Source organism: Sphingomonas ginkgonis, assembly GCF_003970925.1.
Classification (GTDB): Bacteria; Pseudomonadota; Alphaproteobacteria; order Sphingomonadales; family Sphingomonadaceae; genus Sphingomicrobium; species Sphingomicrobium ginkgonis.
This window is the reverse complement of sequence record NZ_RWJF01000001.1, coordinates 2,981,363-2,998,403: the sequence shown is the minus strand read 5'-3', so window position 1 is coordinate 2,998,403 and position 17,041 is coordinate 2,981,363. Positions and strand designations below refer to the sequence as shown.

Annotated in this window: 19 protein-coding genes; 12 read left to right on the top strand and 7 right to left on the bottom strand. The window is 68.5% G+C overall.

Going from position 1 to position 17,041, the window contains the following annotated elements; all coding sequences use genetic code 11:
* Window positions 1-64 precede the first annotated feature (64 nt).
* Together HMF7854_RS14440 and HMF7854_RS14435 are read left to right on the top strand one after the other, a co-directional pair.
* A complete protein-coding gene (locus HMF7854_RS14440) occupies window positions 65-535 on the top strand; it encodes a universal stress protein (protein WP_126719842.1) in 471 nt (156 codons plus the stop codon).
* A 111-nt stretch (window positions 536-646) separates the two neighbouring features.
* Window positions 647-1,297: a hypothetical protein gene (locus HMF7854_RS14435; RefSeq protein ID WP_126719841.1), complete on the top strand. Its 651-nt coding sequence runs from the start codon at window positions 647-649 to the stop codon at window positions 1,295-1,297.
* Here HMF7854_RS14435 and HMF7854_RS14430 read toward each other — a convergent pair.
* The 3 genes from HMF7854_RS14430 to HMF7854_RS14420 all read right to left on the bottom strand — a co-directional run bounded on the left by HMF7854_RS14430 (window position 1,269) and on the right by HMF7854_RS14420 (window position 2,944).
* Window positions 1,269-1,748, bottom strand: a complete 480-nt coding sequence (locus tag HMF7854_RS14430; RefSeq protein ID WP_126720255.1) for a GAF domain-containing protein — start codon at window positions 1,746-1,748, stop codon at window positions 1,269-1,271. The genes HMF7854_RS14435 and HMF7854_RS14430 overlap by 29 nt on opposite strands.
* 145 nt (window positions 1,749-1,893) lie before the next feature.
* A complete protein-coding gene (arfB, locus tag HMF7854_RS14425) occupies window positions 1,894-2,304 on the bottom strand; it encodes an alternative ribosome rescue aminoacyl-tRNA hydrolase ArfB (protein ID WP_126719840.1) in 411 nt (136 codons plus the stop codon).
* On the bottom strand, window positions 2,294-2,944 hold the full coding sequence (locus HMF7854_RS14420; protein WP_126719839.1) for an RluA family pseudouridine synthase: 651 nt from the start codon (window positions 2,942-2,944) through the stop codon (window positions 2,294-2,296). Before HMF7854_RS14420 ends, arfB begins: the two co-directional genes overlap by 11 nt.
* 155 nt (window positions 2,945-3,099) lie before the next feature.
* Between HMF7854_RS14420 and dnaK the strand changes: the two genes are divergently transcribed.
* Window positions 3,100-5,034, top strand: coding sequence for a molecular chaperone DnaK (gene dnaK / locus HMF7854_RS14415; RefSeq protein ID WP_126719838.1), 1,935 nt, complete (start codon window positions 3,100-3,102; stop codon window positions 5,032-5,034).
* 104 nt (window positions 5,035-5,138) lie between these two features.
* On the top strand, window positions 5,139-6,257 hold the full coding sequence (gene dnaJ, locus HMF7854_RS14410) for a molecular chaperone DnaJ (RefSeq protein ID WP_126719837.1): 1,119 nt from the start codon (window positions 5,139-5,141) through the stop codon (window positions 6,255-6,257).
* Here dnaJ and HMF7854_RS14405 read toward each other — a convergent pair.
* Window positions 6,254-7,081, bottom strand: a complete 828-nt coding sequence (locus HMF7854_RS14405) for a GAF domain-containing protein (RefSeq protein WP_185829299.1) — start codon at window positions 7,079-7,081, stop codon at window positions 6,254-6,256. The two genes, dnaJ and HMF7854_RS14405, sit on opposite strands and share 4 nt — an antisense overlap.
* A 4-nt stretch (window positions 7,082-7,085) precedes the next feature.
* Window positions 7,086-8,408 carry an adenylosuccinate lyase gene (gene purB / locus HMF7854_RS14400; RefSeq protein ID WP_126719835.1) on the bottom strand — a complete coding sequence of 441 codons (1,323 nt, stop codon included), beginning with the start codon at window positions 8,406-8,408 and terminating at the stop codon, window positions 7,086-7,088.
* A gap of 176 nt (window positions 8,409-8,584) precedes the next feature.
* Between purB and HMF7854_RS16225 the strand changes: the two genes are divergently transcribed.
* The 4 genes from HMF7854_RS16225 to HMF7854_RS15875 all read left to right on the top strand — a co-directional run bounded on the left by HMF7854_RS16225 (window position 8,585) and on the right by HMF7854_RS15875 (window position 11,030).
* Window positions 8,585-10,066, top strand: coding sequence for a methyl-accepting chemotaxis protein (locus HMF7854_RS16225; protein WP_126719834.1), 1,482 nt, complete (start codon window positions 8,585-8,587; stop codon window positions 10,064-10,066).
* 238 nt (window positions 10,067-10,304) lie between these two features.
* On the top strand, window positions 10,305-10,460 hold the full coding sequence (locus tag HMF7854_RS15880) for a hypothetical protein (protein ID WP_185829298.1): 156 nt from the start codon (window positions 10,305-10,307) through the stop codon (window positions 10,458-10,460).
* Window positions 10,461-10,462: 2 nt separating this feature from the next.
* Window positions 10,463-10,891 carry a hypothetical protein gene (locus HMF7854_RS14390; RefSeq protein WP_126719833.1) on the top strand — a complete coding sequence of 143 codons (429 nt, stop codon included), beginning with the start codon at window positions 10,463-10,465 and terminating at the stop codon, window positions 10,889-10,891.
* On the top strand, window positions 10,866-11,030 hold the full coding sequence (locus HMF7854_RS15875; protein ID WP_185829297.1) for a hypothetical protein: 165 nt from the start codon (window positions 10,866-10,868) through the stop codon (window positions 11,028-11,030). Before HMF7854_RS14390 ends, HMF7854_RS15875 begins: the two co-directional genes overlap by 26 nt.
* A gap of 8 nt (window positions 11,031-11,038) precedes the next feature.
* Here HMF7854_RS15875 and radC read toward each other — a convergent pair whose 3' ends face one another.
* On the bottom strand, window positions 11,039-11,710 hold the full coding sequence (gene radC, locus HMF7854_RS14385) for a RadC family protein (RefSeq protein ID WP_239017002.1): 672 nt from the start codon (window positions 11,708-11,710) through the stop codon (window positions 11,039-11,041).
* A 102-nt stretch (window positions 11,711-11,812) separates the two neighbouring features.
* Here radC and HMF7854_RS14380 point away from each other — a divergent pair, with 102 nt between their 5' ends.
* Genes HMF7854_RS14380 through HMF7854_RS14370 form a run of 3 tightly spaced genes read left to right on the top strand, consistent with a single transcriptional unit; the run spans window position 11,813 to window position 15,707 of the window.
* Complete coding sequence (locus HMF7854_RS14380; RefSeq protein WP_126719831.1) at window positions 11,813-15,082, top strand: intermembrane phospholipid transport protein YdbH family protein; 3,270 nt, start codon at window positions 11,813-11,815, stop codon at window positions 15,080-15,082.
* A complete protein-coding gene (locus tag HMF7854_RS14375) occupies window positions 15,079-15,327 on the top strand; it encodes a YnbE family lipoprotein (RefSeq protein ID WP_126719830.1) in 249 nt (82 codons plus the stop codon). Before HMF7854_RS14380 ends, HMF7854_RS14375 begins: the two co-directional genes overlap by 4 nt.
* Complete coding sequence (locus HMF7854_RS14370; protein WP_126719829.1) at window positions 15,327-15,707, top strand: YdbL family probable chaperone protein; 381 nt, start codon at window positions 15,327-15,329, stop codon at window positions 15,705-15,707. Before HMF7854_RS14375 ends, HMF7854_RS14370 begins: the two co-directional genes overlap by 1 nt.
* On the opposite strand, the gene HMF7854_RS14365 is transcribed toward HMF7854_RS14370, so the two are convergent.
* Window positions 15,689-16,546: a PdaC/SigV domain-containing protein gene (locus tag HMF7854_RS14365; protein ID WP_126719828.1), complete on the bottom strand. Its 858-nt coding sequence runs from the start codon at window positions 16,544-16,546 to the stop codon at window positions 15,689-15,691. The genes HMF7854_RS14370 and HMF7854_RS14365 overlap by 19 nt on opposite strands.
* A gap of 180 nt (window positions 16,547-16,726) precedes the next feature.
* On the opposite strand from HMF7854_RS14365, the gene HMF7854_RS14360 reads away from it, so the two are divergent.
* Window positions 16,727-17,041 carry an AtpZ/AtpI family protein gene (locus tag HMF7854_RS14360; RefSeq protein WP_126719827.1) on the top strand — a complete coding sequence of 105 codons (315 nt, stop codon included), beginning with the start codon at window positions 16,727-16,729 and terminating at the stop codon, window positions 17,039-17,041.

The window sequence follows — 17,041 nt, the reverse complement described above, 5'->3', positions numbered from 1 at the left end:
ACGTGCCGGCGCGGGAAGCTCGCGGCTTGCCCTTTGCGCACGACTATGCGCAGTCTCCCGGACCATGGGGGAGCCAGCCAAGCGGACCTATCTGGTCGTGATCGACGACAGCGCCGAGGCGCGCACCGCGCTCCGCTTCGCCGCCCGCCGCGCCGTCAAGACCGGCGGGGCGATCGAGATCCTGGCGGTGATGGAGGCGCAGGACTTCGTTCAGTGGGGCGGGGTCCAGGCCGCGATCGAGGAAGAGCAGAGGCTGCGGATCGAGGCGAGCGTCGCCGCGTCGGTCGGCGAGATCGTCGACGCCGCCGGCATCAAGCCGATCATCAGCGTGCGCACCGGCGACCCCGTCCAGGAAGTCCGCGCGCTGATCGGCACTCGCGACGACATCCACGCGCTCGTCCTCGGAGCCGCTCCCGCGGGCTCGCCGGGCGTCCTGGTCGCCGACTTCACCGGCAACGACGCCGGCAAACTGCCATGCCCGGTGATGATCATCCCCGGCAGCATCGACGAAGAGCGAATGGAACTGCTGAGTTGATCGAGGCGCGTTAACGCCGGTTAACCTCACCATTTACTTGTTTCATAACGGAGCGGTGTCATAGTTCGACTTGCCCGATCCGTCGGGCACTAGTTGTACTTGGGGGAAAAAATGATCATCCATAAGTATCTCGCCGGCGGCGTCGCCGCGGCGCTGTTCTCGACCGCCGTCGCCGCGCAGGTTCCCGTCGCCGCCGCGCCGGCCGTGCCGATCATGGTCCAGCAGCCGTCCGCGGTCGGCAGCGGCTCCCTTCTGCCGAGCAACAGCGACGTCTGGCTGACCCTCGATTCGGAGATGAACTCCAAGCACGTCAAGCAAGGAGATACCATTTCGCTCAAGGTCGCGCGCGACGTCATGCTCGGCAATTATGTCGTAATCCCGCGCGGGACCCCGGCCACCGGCCATATCAGCATGCGCAGCGGCAAGGGCGTGTTCGGCAAGTCGGCGAAGCTCGAGTTCGATCTCGACGCGGTCAACCTCAATGGCCGGACCATCCCGCTCGCCGGGCATCACCGTGTCGCGGGCGACGGCAACACCGGCGCGACGGTCGGCGCGGTGGTCGCCGCGGGCGTCATCGGGGGCCTGTTCGTAACGGGTCACAGCGCGATCGCGGCTCAGGGATCCGAATGGAAAGCACTGACTAAGGAGCCGATCGCGATCGAGGTCGCCAGTGCTCCGGCACCGGCAGCCGTCGCTCCGCAGGCAGCGGCGGTGATCGAGGCCGCCGCCCCGGCTACAGCGCCCGCGCCAGCACAGCGCTAATCGCCACACAGCCCGCTTCGTCCTCCGGGTCGAAGCGGGCCTGTTTCGGACTGTCCAGGTCGAGCACGGCGAGCAGCTTGCCGTCGCGGACGATCGGGACGACCAGCTCGCTCGCACTGGCCGCGTCGCAGGCGATGTGTCCGGGGAAAGCATGAACGTCATCGACCCGCTGAACCTGCAGCGTCGTCGCGGCGGCGCCGCACACGCCCTTGCCTAACGGGATCCGGATGCAAGCCGCGCGGCCCTGGAACGGTCCCAGCACCAGCTCGCCGCCGACGTTGCGGTAGAACCCCGCCCAGTTGAGGTCGGGCAGGCTTTGCATGATCAGGGCCGAGGCATTGGCCATGTTGGCGATCGGGTCGGGCTCGCCCGCGACCAAGCTCTCAAGCGCGGCGGCGAGATCGCGGTAGAGCGTGGGCTTGTCGGCGGCGGACAGGTTGAAGTCGTACATGGCGCGCATGTAGTCACGCATCCTCGGTCCGTCACTCCCGCGAACGCGGGAGTTCAGTTCCCTTGCCGCTATCGAGCAGACCGGCTGCTCCCGACGAAAAGAAGCTGGGTCCCCCCGCTTGCGCGGGGATGACGGTCCTGTGGGGTCAGTCCGCGCGGACCCGGCCGCGCCCGGCCTTCACCGCGCTGCGCTGCTTCTTGCCGTCGACCCGCTTCGCCTTGGCCGAGCGGCTGGGCTTGGTTGGACGCCGCCGCGCCTGCCGCTCGTGCGCGGCGGCGATCAGCTCGGCGAGACGGCGGCGGGCGTCCTCGCGATTGGCGTCCTGCGTGCGATAATTGCGGGCGGTGATGATCAGCTCTCCGCCACTGGTTAGCTTCGATCCGGCTAGGCTCTTCAGCTTCTCATAGGCATGCGGCGGCAGGCCCAGCCGGAACACGTCCACCCGCAGCTGGCAGGCTGTCGCAACCTTGTTGACGTTCTGCCCGCCCGGCCCGGTCGCGGCGAGGAAGCGTTCGCTCAGTGCCGTCTCCGGAATGTGGACCTCCTCAAGCTTCATCGCGCCATTCGCCCCAGTGCGGCGGCAACGGCGCGCTAACGTCGATTCCGTCCTTCACCCGGCGCGGGAGGGCCAGCCGCGAGGCGTGCAGCAGCATGGCGCCGCCGGGCGTCCCGTAGACCCGGTCGCCGACAATCCCGACCCCGAACGCCTCGCGCGCATGGACGCGGATCTGGTGCGTTCGGCCAGTCACCGGGACGAACTCAACCAGGCTCCGCCCGTCGCGCACCGCCAGCCGCCGCCAGCGGGTTTGCGCCGGCTGCCCGGCGGGGTCGCCGACCATGCGCCAGCCGGCTTCCGCGCTGCTCTTCTTGGCCAGCGGGAGGTCGATCTCGCCTTCCGCGTCGACCACCTCGCCGGCGATCACCGCCAGATAGTGTTTTTCGACCTGCCGGCCCTCGAATGCCTGCTGCAGCTCGGCGCGAGCGCTCGGATTGCGCGCGAACAACAGGCAACCGGAGGTATCCTGGTCGAGCCGGTGCATCGGGGTGGGCGGGCGCATGAAGCCCATCCTCAGCTCGCCAAGGTGCTTCTCGACACTGTCCCCGCCGCGCCTGGGCGTGTCGACGGGAAGCCCGGCCGGCTTGTCCAGCACGAAGGCCTCCGCGTCGATGAACAGGATCCGGTCGGCGAGTGTCATCGCCGCCCCATGGTACGGAGCGGCGCGCCGTGCAACTCGTGGCCGCGGGCAGACTCCTTGTCGGGCAAGGAACCGCACCTATATCGCCCCCGAAACTTGAATTGGACGGGCGTGCCTGACGGGGCGCCCGGGGGCTAGTGAGAGGGTTAGAAACTATGGCGAAAGTGATCGGGATCGACCTCGGCACCACCAACAGCTGCGTGGCGGTGATGGAGGGCGGCAAGCCCAAGGTCATCGAGAATTCGGAAGGCGCTCGGACGACCCCGTCGGTCGTCGCCTTCGCCAAGGATGGCGAGCGTCTTGTCGGCCAGCCGGCCAAGCGTCAGGCGGTCACCAATCCCGACAACACCATCTTCGCGGTCAAGCGGCTGATCGGCCGTCGGTTCGACGACCCGGTGACGAAAAAGGACACCGAGCTGGTGCCCTACAAGATCGTCCGCGGCTCAAACGGCGACGCCTGGGTCAACGCCGGCGGCAAGGATTATTCCCCGTCGCAGATCAGCGCCTTCACCCTGCAGAAGATGAAGGAGACCGCCGAGGCCTATCTCGGCGAGACCGTCACCCAGGCGGTGATCACCGTTCCTGCCTATTTCAACGACGCGCAGCGCCAGGCGACCAAGGACGCCGGGCAGATTGCCGGGCTCGAGGTGCTCCGCATCATCAACGAGCCGACCGCGGCAGCGCTCGCCTACGGGCTCGAGAAGGACGACGGCAAGACAATCGCGGTCTATGACCTCGGCGGAGGCACGTTCGACGTCTCGATCCTCGAGATCGGCGATGGCGTGTTCGAGGTGAAGTCGACCAATGGCGACACCTTCCTCGGAGGTGAGGACTTCGACGCCAAGATCGTCGATTATCTCGCCGACCGCTTCAAGGCCAAGGAAGGCATCGACCTCCGCACCGACCGGCTCGCGCTGCAGCGGCTCAAGGAAGCCGCCGAGAAGGCCAAGATCGAGCTGTCGTCGGCGCAGACGACCGAGATCAACCAGCCGTTCATCACCGCCCGCATGGAAGGCGGCGCGACCACCCCGCTCCACCTGGTGGAGACGATCAGCCGAGCCGACCTCGAGAAGCTGGTCGCCGAGCTCATCGACCGCACGCTGGAGCCTTGCCGCAAGGCGATGAAGGACGCCGGGATCGACGCCAAGCAGGTCGACGAGGTCGTCCTCGTCGGCGGCATGACTCGCATGCCCCGCGTCCGCGAAGTGGTGAAGGAGTTCTTCGGCAAGGAGCCGCATACCGGCGTCAACCCGGACGAAGTCGTGGCGATGGGCGCGGCTATCCAGGCCGGCGTTCTGCAGGGCGACGTCAAGGACGTGCTCCTGCTCGACGTCACCCCGCTGTCGCTGGGCATCGAGACTCTGGGCGGCGTCTTCACCCGGATGATCGATCGCAACACGACGATCCCGACCAAGAAGTCGCAGACCTTCTCGACCGCCGACGACAACCAGAACGCCGTTACCATTCGCGTCTTTCAAGGCGAGCGCGAAATGGCGGCGGACAACAAGATGCTCGGCCAGTTCGACCTGGTCGGCATCCCGCCGGCGCCCCGCGGCGTGCCGCAGATCGAGGTCACCTTCGACATCGACGCCAACGGCATCGTCAACGTCTCGGCCAAGGACAAGGGCACCGGCAAGGAGCAGCAGATCCGCATCCAGGCGTCCGGCGGCCTCTCGGACAATGACATCGAGCAGATGGTCAAGCAGGCCGAGCAGTTCGCCGAGGACGACAAGAAGCGGCGGGCTTCGGCCGAGGCCAAGAACCAGGCCGAGAGCCTCATCCACTCGACGGAGCGTCAGCTCGCCGAGCATGGCGACAAGGTCTCGGTCGAGGTGAAGTCCGAGATCGAGACCGCGATTGCCGAGGCCAAGTCGGCGGTCGAGGGCGGCGATGCCGAGGCGATGACGACCAAGAGCCAGGCGCTGGCGCAGGCCGCGATGAAGCTCGGCCAGGCCATCTATGAGACGCAGCAGGCGGGTAATGCCGGTGGCGCTCCGGAGGGCGGCGCCGAGGCGGAGACCGGACAGGCCCAGCAGGAGGAAGTGGTCGACGCGGAATATTCCGAGGTCGACGACGACAAGAAGGCTTAAGGCGTTGAAAAACGTAGTCGTCCCGGCGAAGATCGGGGTTCCGGGAGCGTCCGGCACCCCGCTCGGCGCCGGGGCGGCGCGCATCCGGGGGGATGTGGCGTAACATGGTTCAGATCGACTTTTACGAATTGCTTGGGATCGAGCGGACGGCGGACGACCGAACGATCAAGAGCGCCTACCGGCGGCTGGCCATGGAGTGCCACCCCGATCGCACCGGCGGCTGCAAGGACAATGAGGCGCGGTTCAAGGAAATCACCGCCGCCTATGATTGCCTGAAGGATCCGCAGAAGCGCGCCGCCTATGACCGCTTCGGCCATGCCGCGTTTCAGAACGGCGGCGGGGGCGGCAACCCGTTCGGCCAGCAGGGCTTCGACGGCTTCTCCGACATTTTCTCGTCGATCTTCGGCGAGTTCATGGACCCGCGCGGCCAGCGCCAGAACGCCGGTCGGGGTGCCGATCTTCGCTACGATCTCGAGCTGACGCTCGAGGAAGCCTTTGCCGGCAAGGAGGCGCGGCTCGAGGTCGAGACGCTGGCCCGGTGCGGAGGCTGCGAGGGCCGCGGTTCGCGCGGTGACGCGCGGGCGGCGACCTGCTCCACTTGCGGCGGCATGGGCAAGGTCCGCGCGCAGCAGGGCTTCTTCATGGTCGAGCGGCTCTGCCCGGGCTGCCAGGGCAGCGGACAGGTGATCGCCGATCCATGCCTGGCGTGTGAGGGCGAGGGGCGGACCTTGAGTCAGCGCACGCTCAACGTCCAAATTCCGGCTGGGGTCGACGAGGGTACTCGGATCCGGGTCGCGGGCGAGGGCGAGGCGGGGATCCGCGGCGCCGGCGCGGGCGACCTCTACATCTTCGTCCACATGAAGCGGCATCCAATCTTCGAGCGCGAGGGCACGACGCTGGTGGCCGACTGCCCGGTGAGCTTCACCGCGGCGGCGCTCGGCGGCGCGATGACCATCTGCGGCGTGGACGGCAAGCCGGTCGAGATGAAAATCCCGCCAGGCATCCAGTCGGGCGAGCAGCTGCGCCAGCGCGGTGTCGGCATGACAATCCTCAACGGACGCGGACGCGGCGACCTGGTCGCCCGCATCCATGTCGAGACTCCGACCCGGCTCAGCGCCAAGCAGAAGGAACTGCTTGCGGCGTTTCGTGATACGGAGACGGGAGAGGAATGCCCTGCGAGCCGCAGCTTCTTCACCCGCATCAAGGATATGCTCGGAGCCTAGGCTTTGCCGGCGGCCTGGAGGTGCAGCGCGAAGAACTGGGCGTAGAGCTCGGCCGCCGCCTGTTCCTCCAACCGCAGCGGGCGCGGCCGGCGGTGCTGGCAGACGAACGCGCCCCAGACCCGGCCTTGGACTCGCACCGGGATCTGCAGCACGGCCTTGACCTCTTCCGCGAGCAGCGTGTCGCTGACCTCGTCGCCTAACACCCGCAAGGTGGCGAACGGAGCGGACTGGCCATCCTTCAATCGAGGAAAGACGGGGACGACCGGCCCTTCCAGGTCACCGACGGCGACGATATGATCGTCGATGCTGCATGCCGGCTGGGTCGAGCAGGTCGCGTCGTTCAATCCGCCACGCAGCGACTCGCCGAGGCAATCGCCACCGATCCCGACCAGCGCGACGCTGTCGTAGCCAAGCAGCGCGCGAAGCCGCCGGGCACCTTCGAGATAGATCTTCTCCGGCTTCACGCCGTCGAGCCGCGCCGCGACATGCCCGACGGAACCCAGCAGCTCGCCCGGATCGGACTGCGTCGGCACCGCCTCGAACAGCACGCTGCGCTCGTCGCTCGTCATCGCCACGTCGTAGCGGTCGAGCGCGTCGGTCAGCAGCGTGTCGTAGACCCGCATTGTGCCGGGCATGCCGCCGAGTCGCCCGAGCTGGTTGCGGAGCGAGTGGAGCGGATCGGCGCGAAAAATCTTGGACAGCGGCTCGTCGACCAGCTGGACATGGCTTCGGCCGATCAGCTTGTGGGCGTTCTCGGAGGCGCGACGGATGATCCAGTCCGGCGAAAGGACCAGGAGCAGTCCGTCGTTCTGGACTCCGTCCACCCGCTCAGCTCCGCCCGAAGACCCGCTCGAAAATCGTGTCGACATGCTTGAGATGATATCCAAGGTCGAAGCTTTCCTCGAGTTTCTCGGGTGACAGGCGAGCAGTCACTTCCGGGTCCCCCTTCAACAATTCGAGCAGCGACAGGCTCCCGTCCGATTCCCACACCTTCATCGCGTTGCGTTGGACGATGGCGTAGGATTCCTCCCGGCTGAGCCCGGCTTGGGTGAGCGCCAGCAGTATCCTTTGAGAATGAACGAGGCCGCCCATCCGGTCGATATTCTTCTGCATCCTTTCCGGGTAGACCAGCAGCTTGTCGACAACCTGGGTCAAGCGACTGAGCGCGAAGTCGAGCGTGATGGTCGCGTCCGGCCCGATGAAACGTTCGACCGAGGAATGGCTGATATCGCGCTCGTGCCAGAGCGCGACATTTTCCAGCGCAGGGGTGACGGCTCCACGAACCACGCGGGCGAGGCCCGTCAGGTTCTCGGTCAGCACCGGATTGCGCTTGTGCGGCATCGCCGAGCTGCCCTTTTGACCGGGCGCGAAATATTCCTCCGCCTCCAGCACCTCGGTCCGCTGGAGATGCCGGATCTCCACCGCGAGCCGCTCGACCGAGGACGCGATCACGCCGAGGGTGGCGAAGAACATCGCATGGCGGTCGCGCGGAATGACCTGGGTCGAAGTGGCTTCGGGAAGCAGGCCGAGCCGCTTCGCGACATGCTCCTCGATCCGCGGATCGATGTTGGCGAAGGTCCCGACCGCGCCCGAGATGGCGCAGGTCGCCACCTCGGCACGGGCGGCGCGGAGCCGCATGCGGTTGCGGTCGAACTCGGCATAGGCCTGCGCGAGCTTCAGCCCGAAGGTCACCGGCTCGGCATGGATGCCATGGCTGCGGCCGATGGTCGGGGTGAGCTTGTGCTCCTCGGCCCGGCGCCGGAGCACCTGGAGCAACTCGTCGAGGTCGGCGAGCAGCAGGTCGGTCGCCTGCGTCAGCTGGACCGCCAGCGCAGTGTCGAGCACGTCGCTCGAGGTCATGCCCTGGTGCAGCCAGCGCCGTTCGGGGCCGAGCTTCTCGCCCGCCCAGGTAAGAAAGGCGATCACGTCATGTTTGGTCACCGACTCGATCTTGTCGATTGCCTCGACGTCGATCGGCTCGATCGCCCAGCCCTCGCGCGCGGCGCTGATCTTCTGCGCGTCCTCGGCCGGGATCATGCCGGTCTCGCCCATTGCCTCGGCCGCGAACACCTCGATGTCCCACCATATCCGGTAGCGGTTTTCCGGCTGCCAGATGGCGGCCATGGCGGGGCGGGAGTAGCGGGGGACCATGGGGCGGCCGGTTAGCAGGGGCGGGCGGCCGTCGCAATCGAACCGCTCGGCAACTGCTTCTAGGGAACCGCGCAAGGCACCTCTTTTCAGGAGAAATCAGCCAACGAGCGAGCTGTAGGCGACCTTCCGTTAACGACTTCGGTTTATAACTTTCCGTCGAAGAGGTGAGTAGCAGCGTGAAACCAATCAGCCTGATCGATCGCGAAGAGCTTCACGACAGTCCGCGTCAGGATAGTGCCGACGCCATGCTCGCGGCGCTCGACCGCTCGCAGTGCGTAGTCGAGTTCGACCTCGACGGTCACGTCGTCGCCGCTAACCGCAACTTCCTTGCGCTGATGGGCTATGATCAGGCGGAGGTGATCGGCCGCCATCACAGCCTCTTCTGCAGCGAAATCGAGCGTACCGGCTCGGCCTATGCCGAGTTTTGGGGGAGGCTTCGGCGGGGGGAGTTTCATAGTGGCGAATATCGTCGCATCGCCCATAACGGCCATGAAGTCTGGCTGCGCGCGACCTACAACCCTGTGCTCGATTCGGCGGGGAAGCCGGTGGCGATCGTCAAGTTCGCGACCGACATCACCGCCACCCGCCGCCACGAGGCCGACCACAAGGCCCGCTCGGAAGCGATCGATCGCAGCCAGGCGGTGATCGAGTTCGCGCTCGACGGCACCATCCTCAGCGCCAACGCCAACTTCCTCGCCCTCATGGGCTATTCGGAAGAGGAGGTGGTCGGCCGCCACCACCGGATCTTCTGCACCGCCGCGCAGGCCGAGACCAAGGGCTACCGCGAGTTCTGGCGCAAGCTCGGCAGCGGCGCCTTCGATTCCGGCGTCTACAAGCGGATCGCCGCCGACGGGCGCGAGGTCTGGCTGCAGGCGACCTACAACCCGATCCTCGACCCCGACGGACGCCCGGTGAAGATCGTCAAGTTCGCGATGGACGTGACGGGCGAGAAGGAGAAGCAAGCCGACACCGAGGGCCGGCTGCGGGCGATCGACCGGTCGCAGGCGGTGGTCGAGTTCGACCTCCACGGGATCGTCACCGACGCCAACCAGAACTTTCTCGGTAGCCTCGGCTACCGGCGGGAAGAGGTGGTCGGCCGGCACCACCGGCTGCTCTGCCCGGCGGAGGTGACCAGTACCGCCGACTATGCCGAGTTCTGGCGCCGGCTCGGTCGCGGCGAATTCGAGGCCGGACGCTTCCGCCGGCAGGGCCGCGACGGCCGCGAAGTATGGATCCAGGCGAGCTACAATCCGATTCTCGACGCCGAGGGCCGGCCGCGCAAGGTGATCAAGATCGCCAGCGACGTGACCCGCCAGGTTCGGCTCGAGCAGGAGGTCCAGACCCGGCTGAAGGAGACCGAGCGCGTCCATTCCGAACTCGAGGCGCAGCGTGGCAAGCTGCAGCTGACGCTCGACCAGCTGGCGACGATCGTCTCCACCATCGGCTCGATCGCGCGCCAGTCCAACCTCCTGTCGCTAAACGCGACCATCGAGGCGGCCCGCGCGGGGGAGGCCGGGCGCGGCTTTGCGGTCGTGGCGCAGGAGGTCAAGAAGCTCGCGGCCGACACCAAGCGGGCGACCGACCGCGCGGGCGAGATGCTGCTGGAGCATGGCCGCACCGTGGTCACCACGTCCGGCCGCCCGCGCCTGACCGCCTGACGCGCTCATCTCGACAAGGAGCGGCACTTCTTGCTCCCGAATAGAAGATCGCGTTCGAATTCGGCCTGAGCAGTCCCCAAGCGAACAATCGGGCGCGGAGATCATCCGACCGCCTCGCTACTCGCTTGTATTTGGGCCCGCAGCGCCTATCTGTTACTTACCTGACCGCCGAGTGAACGAGCAACGGCAGGCTGAGAGACCATCGCGCTCCCGCTTGAAGAAAGCCAGGAGCCCCGACGTGGACCTCAATTATCTTTACCATCGCCAGCAGGTCGCGCTGTTGCGCGCCGACTTCGCGACTGGCCATTCCGAGCGTCAGGCCAACCGGGCGCTGGCCGGCTTCTACGGCAGCCTGATCGATCGCCGTCGCGCCGACTTCGCCCCGGGCCGATGAGCATGGCGTCGTCACCCGACCGGGACGAGCCGGTCGTTCCGCGGCGCCGTTCGGGTGCCGAGGGTGCGGGCGATCAGCGCCTGCACTTCGCCAACCGGGCGAACGAAAGCGCGTCGGCCTGCCACGAGAACGCGGCCGCGGACCGGCAGCGCGCCGCTGCCGCCGAGACCGCCCATGCGCGTGAACGCTACGAGGGGAGCGCCCTCCAGTGGGATCGGCGCGCAGCGCTGCTGACCCGCCTGGAGCAGAATTTCTACGCCCGCCAGCAGGAGCGCGAACTCGTCGCGCCCGCGGCAGAGCGCAACGGGGACGCCGTGGCGAACCCGTCCATGATTGGAGAAGTCGATGAGCCGAGTCCTGCTGTTGAACATGACCCCTCGGGCGGTCACGGCGAAATGCCAGGAAATGGGCATCGGCATCTCGACCTTTGAGCCGCTGACCTCGGGCGGGGTGCGCCTCGTCTGCATGAGCAGCGAGGGCGCCCGCCGCGCCCGCAGCCAACTCGCTTCCAAGCTGATCAAGGGCGAGGTGGTGCGGGTTCCCCACCGGCCGGATCGCATTGCCCGCTGACCGCCCGGTCAGATCAGCCCCAGACCTCGCAGGCTCGTCCGGCCGGTCGCGCCGACGATCACATGATCGTGCACCGTCACCTTCATGTGCCGCCCGGCATCGATGATGTCGCGGGTCAGGCGGATGTCGGCCTGGCTCGGGGTCGGATCGCCCGATGGGTGATTGTGGACGAGGATGATCGCCGCCGCGCCGAGCGCGATCGCGCGGCTGATGACCTCGCGCACATGGACGCTCGCCTCGTCGATCGAGCCGCGCCACATCGCCTCATTGGCGAGCAGGATGTTCTTGGCATTAAGGAACAGCACGCGCACTTCCTCGACGCTCTCGTGCGCCATCGCCGCCTGCAAATAATCGCCGAGCGCATCCCAGCTCGACAGTAGCGGGCGCCCCTCCACGCGCGTCTCGAGCAATCGCAGCGCGCTGGCCTGCGCGATCCTCAGCGCGCCGACCACCCCGTCGCTAAGTCCCTCGCGGCGGAGCGCGTCCGGGCTTGCGGAAAGCAGCGGACCGAGCCCGCCGAAGCTTGCCAGCAGCCGCTTGGCGAGCGGCTTGGTGTCGCGGCGGGGAATGGCGAGCGTCAGGAGATATTCAACCAGCTCATGGTCGAGCAATGCGTCGCCACCGCCCTCGAGCAGCCGTTGCCGAAGGCGGGCGCGATGTCCCTCGGACGCCTTCGGCATGGTGCCCATGGTGATATAGGATAATGGTGACGCGATCGCGGAGCAACGCCTCTCGTGCCGCTCGCGGAACGACGTTGCCGATAAGGGGTTCACAAGCGTAGCATGGCGGTGGACGAGAGCGAGAGGGCGGTTGCGGAGAGCGACGCCGAGGAGGTGGTCGTCGTCCGCCATCGCCGCCGCATGGGGCGGATCGTCTCGCGCATCCTCGTCGGCCTGCTGATCCTGTCGGGGCTGATGATCGCCGCTGCCTGGCTCGAGCGGAAGCCGATCGCGACCGACATCCTCGCCCGCCAGATGCAGAAGCGCGGAGTGCGCGCCTCCTACCACCTCGACAAGATCGGGCTGCGCACGCAGGAGATCAGCAATCTCGTGATCGGCGATCTGCGGCGGCCCGACCTCACCGCCGAGCGGGTCCGGGTGCAGATGCGCATCCGCCTCAACGGGACGGTGCGCGTCTACCGGATCGTCGCCCGCGGCGTCCGCCTCAACGGCAAGCTGGTCGCGGGCAACCGGGTCAGTTGGGGCGACCTCGACAAGCTGCTCCCGGCGCCTTCGACCTCCAAGAAGCCATTCGCCTTCCCCGATATCGCGGTCGATGTCGCCGACACCAGCGTCTCGCTGCAGACCCCGTACGGGCCGCTCGGCATCGCGGTCGCCGGGACGGGCAATCTCACCGGCGGGTTCAAGGGCCGGCTCGCCGCCGCCAGTTCGCGGATCGCGCCGGGCGCCTGCGAACTGGTCGGGATGCACGCCAATGTCGCGGTGTCGATCGACGCCCGGCGGCCGCGCATCGTCGGCCCGCTCGCCGCCGACCGCTTCGCCTGTCCGAAGAGCCGGCTCGCGCTCCAGCAACCGCTGTTCGACGTCGACGCCCGCTTCTCCGAAGGCTTCGGCAGCTACACGGGCCAGGGACGGATGCAGGTCGCCAGCCTCGTCACCGGGGTCAACGGGCTGGCCGACATCGCCGGCAAGCTGAGCTTCGACGGCAGCCCGGCGGCGACCCGCGGGGCGATCGACCTCAACGCGCGCCGTGCCCGGATGGCGAGCATCGTCGCCGATTCGACCCGGCTCAAGGGTCGCTATTTCCTCAGCGCGAACGAGGGCCGGGCGGTGCTGGTCGCCGACTATGGCGCGACCGGGACCTCGCTCGACCCCGCCGTGGTGCGAAGCCTGACCGGCGCGCTCGACGCGGCGAAGGGGACGCCGGTCGGGCCGATCGCGACCAACATCGCGGGGGCGTTCAGCCGCACTTTCCAGCGCTTCGACGCCAACGGTTCGCTGCGCCTCGTCAACATGCCCGGCGGCGGCGCGGTGCGGATCGAGACCGCCAACGCCAACAGTCCGGCGGGCGCGCACATCGGGGTCTCGGGAGGGGACGGGGTCACCTACTACTGGCCGAGCAGCCGAATCCGGATCGACGGCGATGTCGCGACGAGCGGGGGCGGACTGCCGACCGCTCGGCTCACGGTCCGCCAGCCGCGCGGCGGCGGTCCGTTGAGTGGTGTCCTCGAAATGCAGCCCTATGCGGTCGCCGGCTCGCGCCTCGCGCTGGAGCCGGTGCGGTTCGGACCGGGACCCGGCAACAGCACCGATCTTGCGACCGTGGTGACGCTCGACGGGCCGCTCGGCTCGGGCGGGCGGATCGAGGGCCTGCGCGTGCCGGTCGCCGGGACGTTCAACCCGGGCGGCGGCTTCGCCTTCGGACGCGGCTGCGTGACCGCCAGCTTCCGTCTGGTGCAGACGGGCTCGATCCGGCTCGAGAATGCCGCGCTGCCGCTGTGCGCGACCGGGCCGGCGCTGGTGTGGAAGGCGCCCGGCGGGACGACCCATGTCGCGGCGCAGACGCGCAACCTCCGGCTCGCCGGCCACATCGGCAGTTCGCCCGCGCTGATCACCGCCGCCACCGCCCGCTACGCCGAGGGCAACCGCTTCGCGCTCGAGCAGGCGGCGATCCGCCTCGGCAACCCCCAGGCGCCGGTCCAGCTCGCCGCCGACCGGCTGCAGGGGCAGTTCGCCGGGCCGGTCATCAGCGGCACCTACCAGAACGGGCGGGGGATCATCGGCAAGGTGCCGCTGCTCATCAGCAAGTCGGACGCGGCGTTCCGCTTCGGCAATTCGACGCTGAGCGTCGACGGTGGGCTCACCGTCTCGGATCGCGACCCGGCGCCGCGCTTCTTCCCGCTCGACAGCAACGACTTCCACCTGACGCTCGGCGGCGACCTCATCCGCGCCGCCGGCTCGCTGCGCCACCCGGGAACGGGCGTGCGGGTGACCGACGTCCGGATCGAGCACCACCTCGCGGCAGGGAGCGGACAGGCGCTGCTGGAGGTGCCCGGCCTGACCTTCGGCAACCAGCTCCAGCCCGACCAGCTGACCCGCCTGACCGAGGGTGTCATCGCGCTCGTCAACGGCACGCTGCGGGGCGAGGGGCGGATCCGCTGGGCGGGCGAGCAGGTCACCTCGACCGGCGACTTCTCGACCGCCGGGATGGACCTGGCGGCGCCGTTCGGCCCGGTCAGCGGCCTGACCGGAACCGTCCACTTCGACGACCTGCTCGGCCTCCACACCCCGCCGGGGCAGAAGGTCCATGTCGCCTCGATCAATCCCGGCATCGAGGTGCTCGACGGGGACATCAGCTTCCAGCTGCTGCGCGACCAGCTCGTGCGGGTCGAGCGGGGAACCTGGCCGTTCATGGGCGGCCGGCTCAACCTCCGCGAGACGGTGCTCAACTTCGGCCGGCCGACCGCCAAGCGGCTGACCTTCGAGGTGGTCGGGCTGGACGCCAACCGGTTCGTTCAGAGCTTCAACTACCAGGGGATCGGCGCGACCGGCCGGTTCGACGGCGTGCTGCCGATGATCTTCGACGAGAATGGCGGGCGGATCGTCGGCGGCCGGCTCGATTCGCGCTCGCCGGGCGGCAGCCTGAGCTTCGCCGGGGCGGTCAACCGCGCCAACCTCGGGTTCGTCGCCAAGTTCGCCTTCGATGCGCTGAAGGACATCAACTATCGCTCGATGATCATCCGCCTCGACGGCGACCTGGCCGGTGAATTCGCGACCCGGCTGACGATCGACCAAGTCTCGCTCGGGACCAGCGGGTCGGCGAACCTGCTGCGCTCCTTCACCCGCAAGCTGCCGCTCAAGTTCAACGTCACGATCAAGGGACCCTTCCGCGCCCTCATCGCCACCGCCAAGTCGCTGCGCGACCCGCGCTCGGTGATCGGCGACGCGCTGCCGCGGCCGCTCGACCAGGTGCCGGGCATCGCCACCGACGTCCGCAACATCACCGAGCAGAAGCAGCAGACGCAGACTCCGCCGGCCACCACCCAGGTGACGGTCACTCCCACCCCCAACGACAATGGAACCCAGCGATGAACAAGCTGATCAGGGGCGGCGTCGCGGCCGCGGTGCTGGCGCCGGCCCTCGCCGGCTGCATCTCGGTCAAGACCCCGGAGAAGCCGATCGAGATCAACCTCAACGTCAACATCCGGCAGGAGGTGCTGGTCCGGCTGCAGCGCGACGTCGAGAACCTCATCAACTCCAACCCGCAGGCCTTCCCGGGCGCGACCACGCCGCCAGCCACGACGACCACTCCGCCGAGTGGCGGGACGAACCGCTGATGCGCAGGGCGCTGCTCCTGGCGGCCGGTGCGGTGGCGCTTCTCGCCGGGCCGGCGCCGGCCCAGAACTCGCCGGTGATCGCCGCCGCCCGCTTGGCCGGGCAGGTGGGCGAACGCTATGACGGGTTCCTCGGCACGGTGCAGCCGCAGGGCGGGATCGTCCGCTCGGCGACCGACGGGGTGAACATCCGCCGGCGCACGCTCTACGCCCGCTTTGCCGCCCAGCGCGGAGTCTCGCCCGCCGAGGTCGGGATCACCGCCGGCTGCACCCTGCTCGCCCGCGTGCAGGTGGGCGAGGCCTATCTCCTCTCCGACAATGTCTGGCGCCGCCGCCAGCCGGGCGAGTCCGCGCCGGTGCCGAGCTACTGCACCGGCGGCTGAGGCCTGAACTCGGCGCGCAGCTCGGGCCGGATCCGCGCCGCCATCGCGGCCGTGATCGGCAACGGGATCACGTAGCGACCCTCGGCATAGGGGCCGGCGACATATTCGTCGGCCACCACCAGCACATGGTCGAAGCGGCGATCCCCGTCGCCATCGGCGAGCAGCAGCCGCAATTCGTTCGCCTTGGGACAGTCGCCGAACAGGTCGCCCTTGCGGACCGGCTCGCCGCGACGCTTCGCCCGCTCGCGGTCGAGCAGCACGCAGAAGGGGGCGCGGATCGCCCCGGACCAGCTTTGCCCGGGGGCGAGCAGGGTCTCGATCCCGACCTCGCGGTTCTGGCGACGGTTCCGCAGCAGCGAGAGCGTGCCATGGCTGCCATGCGCGCCGCCGGTGAAAGTCTCGATCGAGCCGCGCAGCGAGAGCAGCGACGCGCTGTCGCCGGCAATCGTCCAGTCGCGGTGGAGCAGGTGCTGGTGGAACTCGCGCCCGTCGGCCTGCGCGGACTTCCGGTCCTGCGCCGCGGCCGTGAGCGCCGCGGCTTTGGTCCGCTCCGCATCGAGCCGGAAGCGGCGCGCGAGCTCGGGAATGGCGCTCGCCTCGGCGGGCCACGCATAATGGAAGTCGAGCAGCGGAGCATCGTCGTCGATGCTCACCGCCTTGGCCGACCGGGCGCTGGCCGGGGACGGCGCCCGCGCACGAGCCACCGCGTCGGGTCGCGCCCCGCTGGCCCGTGGCGCTTCGGCGGTGGCGCGCACCGGCTCGGCGCGGTTGCGGCTTTCCGCCTGTTGCCCGCAAGCCGCGGTTGCGAGGAGAAGCGGGACGATCGACACTCGGCGCATGCGCCTACTTCTACCGTCCGTTGGTCCAACCGGCCAGACTCGCGGTTGACTAGCGCGCGCCCGGTTCATAAAGGGGCGGCGCCTTGGCGGGCCCCTGGACGCCGCCATGTTCCTGACCGCCTTCGCGCCGCCGACCGGCTTATCCGGACCCGGGCGCGCACATGAGGGGAGACACGGATCATGGCAGTCGAGGAGCCCGGGCAGGACCCGAAGCTGAACCCGGACGCCCGGCTGGATGCGCTTGAACAGCGCTTGCAGAAGGCGAAACGGGAGGAAGCGGTGAGGACCGGCAGGGCGCCGGCCGCGGATGCCAATGAGCAGCTCGGCCAGCGTGTCCTTTCGACCCTTATCGGCGGTCTCGTCGGCGGAGCGTTGATCGGCTGGGTGCTCGATCGGCTGTTCCACACTGGGCATGTGCTGCTGGTGGTCTTCCTGGTGCTCGGCACCGTGGGCGGCTTCTGGAGCATCTTCAAGCTTGCGAACCGGCGGCCCTAG